Annotated in this window: 9 protein-coding genes; all 9 read right to left on the bottom strand. The window is 51.0% G+C overall.

Annotated elements, in window-relative coordinates:
* A partial coding sequence (locus A6395_RS15140) for a GreA/GreB family elongation factor (protein WP_071399663.1) occupies positions 1-380 on the bottom strand: 380 nt, incomplete at its 3' end.
* 51 nt (positions 381-431) lie between these two features.
* A complete protein-coding gene (locus A6395_RS15135) occupies positions 432-1,115 on the bottom strand; it encodes a zinc metallopeptidase (protein WP_071399662.1) in 684 nt (227 codons plus the stop codon).
* 38 nt (positions 1,116-1,153) lie between these two features.
* A complete protein-coding gene (locus A6395_RS15130; protein WP_071399661.1) occupies positions 1,154-1,771 on the bottom strand; it encodes a DUF1405 domain-containing protein in 618 nt (205 codons plus the stop codon).
* An 87-nt stretch (positions 1,772-1,858) separates the two neighbouring features.
* Entirely contained in the window at positions 1,859-2,653 is a 795-nt protein-coding gene (locus A6395_RS15125) for a menaquinol-cytochrome c reductase cytochrome b/c subunit (protein ID WP_071399660.1), read from the bottom strand.
* Positions 2,654-2,686: 33 nt separating this feature from the next.
* On the bottom strand, positions 2,687-3,358 hold the full coding sequence (qcrB, locus tag A6395_RS15120; protein WP_016509980.1) for a menaquinol-cytochrome c reductase cytochrome b subunit: 672 nt from the start codon (positions 3,356-3,358) through the stop codon (positions 2,687-2,689).
* 16 nt (positions 3,359-3,374) lie between these two features.
* A complete protein-coding gene (locus A6395_RS15115) occupies positions 3,375-3,878 on the bottom strand; it encodes a QcrA and Rieske domain-containing protein (RefSeq protein WP_070327425.1) in 504 nt (167 codons plus the stop codon).
* Between the two features lie 110 nt (positions 3,879-3,988).
* A complete protein-coding gene (locus A6395_RS15110; RefSeq protein WP_071399659.1) occupies positions 3,989-4,429 on the bottom strand; it encodes a DUF2487 family protein in 441 nt (146 codons plus the stop codon).
* A 165-nt stretch (positions 4,430-4,594) separates the two neighbouring features.
* Positions 4,595-5,128, bottom strand: coding sequence for a ReoY family proteolytic degradation factor (locus tag A6395_RS15105; protein WP_016509965.1), 534 nt, complete (start codon positions 5,126-5,128; stop codon positions 4,595-4,597).
* 24 nt (positions 5,129-5,152) lie between these two features.
* On the bottom strand, positions 5,153-6,424 hold the full coding sequence (locus tag A6395_RS15100) for a tetratricopeptide repeat protein (protein ID WP_071399658.1): 1,272 nt from the start codon (positions 6,422-6,424) through the stop codon (positions 5,153-5,155).
* Positions 6,425-6,428 lie beyond the last annotated feature (4 nt).

Here is a 6,428-nt window from a genome sequence, read left to right as displayed (position 1 = left end):
AAACCGCTTCCGAGCGGGGACGAGACCGAGATCGTCCCGTTCGCCAAATCAGCCTCGAGCTCACCGACGATCCGATACGTCTCGTCCTCACCGTCTGGCAGTTCCTGAATCCACACTTTCACTCCGAAACCGACGCGATCCGTCGGCGCATCATCCTCGATCATCGCGTCGGCAAGCACGCGCTCGAGTTCAACAATTTTCGCCTCGATACGCTCCTGTTCCCGGATCGCTTCAAAGTACGTCACGTCTTCCCTGAAGTCGCAAAATTTGCGCGCCGTCTTCACTCGTTCAAGTGCCTCGCTCCGACCGCTTCCGCGGAGCGCCTCGAGTTGTTCGATGAGACGGAGACGGCCTGACTTCGTCAACTGTGGTTTTGACATACACTTACCCTCCTCATACAAAAAAAATCCCGTCAGTCGACGGGATCGATTCTATTCATCGCGTGGCATAAAGACGATCAGTGCCAGACGGATCAGTTCGGCAACCGCAACAAGTGTCGCTGCGACATAAGTCCAAGCAGCCGCGTTCAACACTTTACGGGCACCTGACTCTTCCGTCGCGGTCACGATCCCGTGACTCGTCAATTCGGCCATGGCGCGTTTCGAGGCGTCAAATTCGACCGGGAGCGTGACGAGTTGGAACAAGACCGCCCCGAGCATCATGACGACACCGAGCTGGGCGAGTCCCATCGCACCTAAGAGGAAACCTCCTATGAGCAACGGGAACGACAAGTTTGACGTGATGTTCACTACCGGCACGAGCCGATGGCGGACACGCATCATCTTGTAATCGGTTGCGTCTTGGATAACGTGGCCGATCTCATGGGCCGCGATCGCCGCCGACGAGATTGTCGCCCCTTGATATACTTCTCGTGACAAGCGGACGACTTTATTTGTCGGGTCGTAATGGTCACTCATCAAACCGTCGACCATCTCGATGCGGACATCGTGCACACCGTTTTGTTTCATGATGAAGTCAGCGACTTGAGCGCCGGTGACACCGCTTTGAATCGGTTGTTGTAAAAACTTTTTGTACGTACTTTTCACTCGCATCTGAGCCCATAACGGGATGAGCATGATCAGCGCGAGATAGAAAATATAGCCACCTAATGACATTTTCTATATCACCTCTGCGTATATTTGATATCTCGATTTTACATTCTTATGAACTTATTATCAAGCGAAGCGCGCAGGATGAGTCGGTATCCCACAAAAAAACATATTCCCGTCAACCAGAACGACCCGTAGCCGATCCACATAATATGCTCGGCGAGCGACGGATAACGCGGCCATTGTCCGAGCACGTAGTCGACGACGTCGTTATGGATGACCCAGATGAGCGTCAAGACGAACGACGACATGGTCCAACGCATGAACGGGGCGTATAGAAACGCTTGGACCGCCATCGCGCCGTGAGACAGCATGAGCATGACGGCCATGAGCACGATGAACGTATCCGCGTCGTCTCCTAGCTTCATGAGGAACAAGACGTTCATGACGACGGCCCATACCCCGTATTTGACGAGTGTAATGAAGGCGAGCGTCTCGATGAGCGGTGAACTTTTTTTGAGCAGCCACAGCGCCAGGACGATTGTGAAAAATAGTGACGCCGTCGGGCTGTCCGGTACGAACGGCCAATAGATGAGCGGCGTGTCGCGAAGCTGTGGTTCATACCAGACGTATCCGTAAATCGTGCCGAGCAGATTGACGATGAAGAGGAACGTTAAAACGGCTTTATGTTTTAGAAAGGGAAGCAACAGCGTATAGTTCATGAAATTATTCCGTCCTTTTTTCTTTATTGTAGCTTTCGTTGCCGATAAGTAAAAGAGTGTAGCCCATAAAGGACTACACTCGATTGCTTACTGATTATTTTCGCCGCCTTCACCGTATGAAGCGATGAACTCGGACATGGCTTGAAGGTCTTCATCCGAACCGTCCCACTGACCGGCCGGCATCGTACCGACACCATTGACCGCGATATCCGCGATCTCTTCAGCCGTGTAGACCGTTCCGACGAGTCCTGGAGCTGCCGCCCCGCCCTCGAGGTTTTGACCGTGGCAGTTCACACAAGATTGGGCTGCATAAATCTCATAGCCAGGTGCGGCTGTGTCGATTTCAGGTCCTTCGCCCGGAACTTCAAGAATCCCTTGCTCATGAACTTGATCCCAATGCGTCGTTTGAACAGATTCCCACGTCAAGTACATGATCGAGAGAATCCCGAGCAGCATGAAGCTGATCGCGACCGGTCGTTTGGCCGGACGACGTTCGAGTCCTTGATCAAGCCAAGGTGCGATCAAGAGAGCCGTGAACGCGACTCCAGGCAAGATGACCGTTCCAAGCAGGATCCAGTCTCCCGCCGCGAATTGGTACTTGAGCAATTGATACAAGAACAAGAAATACCAGTCTGGTAATGGAATGTATGACGTGTTCGTTGGATCGGCAATATTTTGGAGCGGTGCTGCCTCGACGATTGTCAAGGCGATGAATCCGATCAAGAAGACCGAACCGACCATCCACTCTTTAAGCAAGAAGTTCGGCCAGAACGCTTCAGTGCGTCCTGGATATTCAGAATAGTCTTTAGCAATATTTTGTTTCCGATTCCCGATTCCTACTCGAGAGTCGGTTACAAATTTCATCCCTTTACCGCGATGCATATCGTTTCTCCTCCTTTTTGTCTTCGAATCGGCTTATAGCGGTCCAGAAATTCCTTGTTTACGAATCATCAGGAAGTGGGCTCCGAGGAGTCCGAACAAGGCCGCCGGTAAGAAGAAGACGTGAATGGCGAAGAAGTTCGTGAGCGTCCGTGCCCCGACGATCTCACCACCGGCGAGAAGGGTCTTGGCGATTCCACCAATGACAGGAACACTTTCGGCAATTTGAAGCGTAACTTTCGTTGCGAACAACGCTTTCATATCCCAAGGCAACAAGTAACCTGTAAGACCGAGCGCCAAGACGACGAAGAACAAGAGGACTCCGACGACCCAGTTGAGTTCGCGTGGTTTCTTATACGACCCGGTGAAGAACACGCGGAGCGTGTGTAAGAACAACATGACGATCGCGACCGATGCGCCCCAATGGTGCATCCCACGAACGATTTGTCCGTGTGCGATTTCGTTCTGTAAGTAATACACCGATGCGTGGGCATTGATGATATCTGGAACGTAGTACATCGTCAAGAACATCCCTGACAGAATTTGAATCACGACCGTGAAAAATGTCAGACCGCCGAAGCAATAAACAAATGCTGAAAAGTGATGGGCAGGGTTGACGTGTTCCGGTACTTCATGGTCAGCGATGTCGCGCCATAACGGCGTGATGTCGACGCGTTCATCGACCCAATCATAAATTTTTTGTAACATCGACTATTTCCCCCTCTCACAACTGTGCGACTGGACTGCCCAAGTATAGGAAGCCGTCTTTTTCTTCTTTTTCATAGCGTGCCAACGGTGATGTCGGAGGTGTACCCGGAATGTTCGTTCCGTCTTTTTCGTAACGTCCGAAGTGACACGGACAGAAAAACTCTGACGGTCTTGTCGGATCTCCACCATAACCTACTTGACAGCCAAGATGCGTACAGATAGGAGAGAGTGCGATTATTTCACCGTTCTCGTCTTTGAACACCCATGCTGAAAGTGTTTCTTCAAATTCATACCAAGCGTCTTGCGTTTGTTTTTTAAAGTCGACACGTTGCGGCTCAGTCGTGATGTCGTCAAGACTCATGACCTTCACTTTGTCACCCGCACCCGATTTTTTCAAGACCGGATCGATCGCAAAGTTGACCATCGGACTGATCAATGTTGCCGCCATAAAGCCACCTACACCAGTTAACGTATACGTTAAGAACTGACGGCGTGTGACTTTTGACCCATTTTGAGCCATTTGGTTCCCCCCTCATTCGTGTGCATAACCCCATAATTCTTTATGCATTCTTCACAAAAATTTCTCACTCACCAAAATAGTATATCAATAAAACCTCTACGTCAACCGCTTCATGTCGCCATCCAACGGCCCGAAAGCTCTGTAATGACTTGTGTCGCAAAATTTTGGACCATCGTGTGCGACTGCTCCCCCGACATGCCTTTTAAGGCAAGTGGCGGAACGAATATGATCGGTAACTCGAACGCTTTGAAGCGAACGTCTGAAGAGATGAACAACACGTGGGCAAACCCGGCCGTCGTTGCTTTTGCCATGACTGCGCATGCAAGTTCGTACCCGGCCTCGACATCGAGATAGCTAAGCGTCGGATTCAGCATCGTCCGTCCAGACAGCTGTCGTTCGGTTTCAAGCGCCACCGCTTGGACGACCTCGTAGCTTTCGGCTTTACGCACCATCTCCTCATCAAACGCCAGTTCGACGAGTGGGACGATGAGCGTATCGACGTATTGGCGTTCGGTCAGCGATTTCAACGCATCCATGCCATCGAACCTCATCTTCCTCCTCCTCTCTTTAGAAGACATACATCATCATGTCCATTGTAGCGTACCTACATTCGCTTCCTCTCGAAAGTTATGAACGAAATGTGAAATTATTGTGTATTCCTACGTCATTAATATACCAAAAAACAAGCGCTTTCCATAACGGAAGCGCTTGTTTTTCTAAAATAATTTCGATGCTCTCACTTGATGAAGTTTGCTTGTCAAATTACGAAACAGCTTCTCGTCCCGGCGATCAAGCGCCTCGTCAATCTCGACGAGCAGACGCTCTTCCTCGAACTGGGCGACCGATGCTCGAATGACCGTCTGGGCCGAGTTCGTCACTTCGTCTTTAATCTCGGCGACAGGCTCAAACGGATTGAGCTCGACGATGTCGATCCAACTCTCATCAATCATCATCCCTTGAAAGTTTAGTTCGACATAAATCGTCCCGTCGTGGAGCCGAATGTCATGGTACGCCTTTTCCGGATTGACCGTGATGAGGTCACCTCGTCGGTAACGGAACGGTTCCCCTTCGAAGCCGTACGCCGTCATGACGAGGCTGCGCGGTGAAACCGAGGCGTTCGTCACGAAATGAACGTTCCCAAGTTTTTCAGGATGTCTAAGCCAATAATCAATGATCCATTTGGCCTCTCGCTTACGAAGCGTATGATGAGCGAGGAATCGCTTTAAAAAATTCTTTTTCCGCTCGACCATATGACCCCATCTCCTTTATATTGATTAATCGCGATCCGTCAACAAGTCGATCCGCTCTTCGAGAATTTGGCGGTCGATCATATCCACGGTGAGCGCAAGCGTTTGCTCGAGCACACGTTGCGCCTTGTCACGCTGTCCTTCTTCTATCAATAGTGTAGCCCATTCAGTCGAAAATGACACGTCCTCTTTATAAACTTGTTCGATAGAAGTGTATAGATTGACGGCCTGTTCATAGTCCTCGAGTTCATAGGCGGCTTTCGCCTTGTACCACGTCATGAGCGTCGACGTCGAGTGCTCTTCGAGCGCATCGATCGTCTCGAGTACGGCTTCCATGTCTCCCGCTTCGAACAAGATTGACAACAGCAGTTCGGTCGCTTGAAGCGATTCCGGGTTCAAGGCGAGCGCTTCGCGGAGCTCATTGACCGCTTCGTCTGTGCGGCCTTGCTTCAAGAACAGCTTCGCTTTGACGGTGCGCAGCTCATCGTTATAGTCGTCACGGTCGATCCCTTGATCGATCACTTCGAGCGCTTCAGCGATGCGACCGAGTTCCTCGAGCGCTTCCGTATACGGCAAATAAAGCGATGTGAAGTCAGGGTCCATCAAGCGGAGCTCTTCGAACTGTTTGATGGCGACTTCATCACGTCCGATACGGTGGGCCGTCATCGCATGTCCGAACACGGTGTTCAGATTGCGGTTCTCTGTCTTCTCGAATTCATCGAGCGCCTCTTCAAACGAGCCGATCATCGTCAGTGCTTCAGCGTAATCGGCTTGATAATCGAGTTCTTCGGGTAATCGCAAGTGCGGTAAGCGCGCATAGAGCGGTACCGCCTGTTCAAATGAACCAATCGAGGCGTATAATTCGGCCAGTCCATAGACGAGAAGCGGCTCGTCCGGATTCGCCTGTAACGCTTCCATCAATTTCTTGACCGCGACTTCGTCAAGTCCTTGCGACTGATACAAATCAGCTAACAAGACGAGACTTCTCATGTGCGCCTCTTTGTCGCTCGCATCGATCGTTTCAAGAACGGCGATCGCTTCTTCTTCCCGATCGCTGTCGAGGTACGCTTCAGCGAGCGACAGCGCCACGTGCGGATTGCCAGCATAGTCGACATACAGCGCTGCCAGTAAATTCACAGCCCGGTCGGCAAGGCCCAGTTCGAGATATAGGTCGGCAATCGCCAACCGATCTTCGTCCGAGCCTTCTGTCTCAAGCGCTTCAAGGTGCGCCAAGGCGTGCTCGGTCTCACCTTTTTCGAGCATCTCGATTATATGGTTTAATACTGATTCGTCTAACATAATT

Source organism: Exiguobacterium sp. SH31 (assembly GCF_001816105.1).
GTDB classification, from domain to species: domain Bacteria; phylum Bacillota; class Bacilli; order Exiguobacteriales; family Exiguobacteriaceae; genus Exiguobacterium; species Exiguobacterium aurantiacum_A.
Note: the sequence above shows the minus strand (reverse complement) of the source record. Positions and strands in the feature narration are given on the sequence as shown.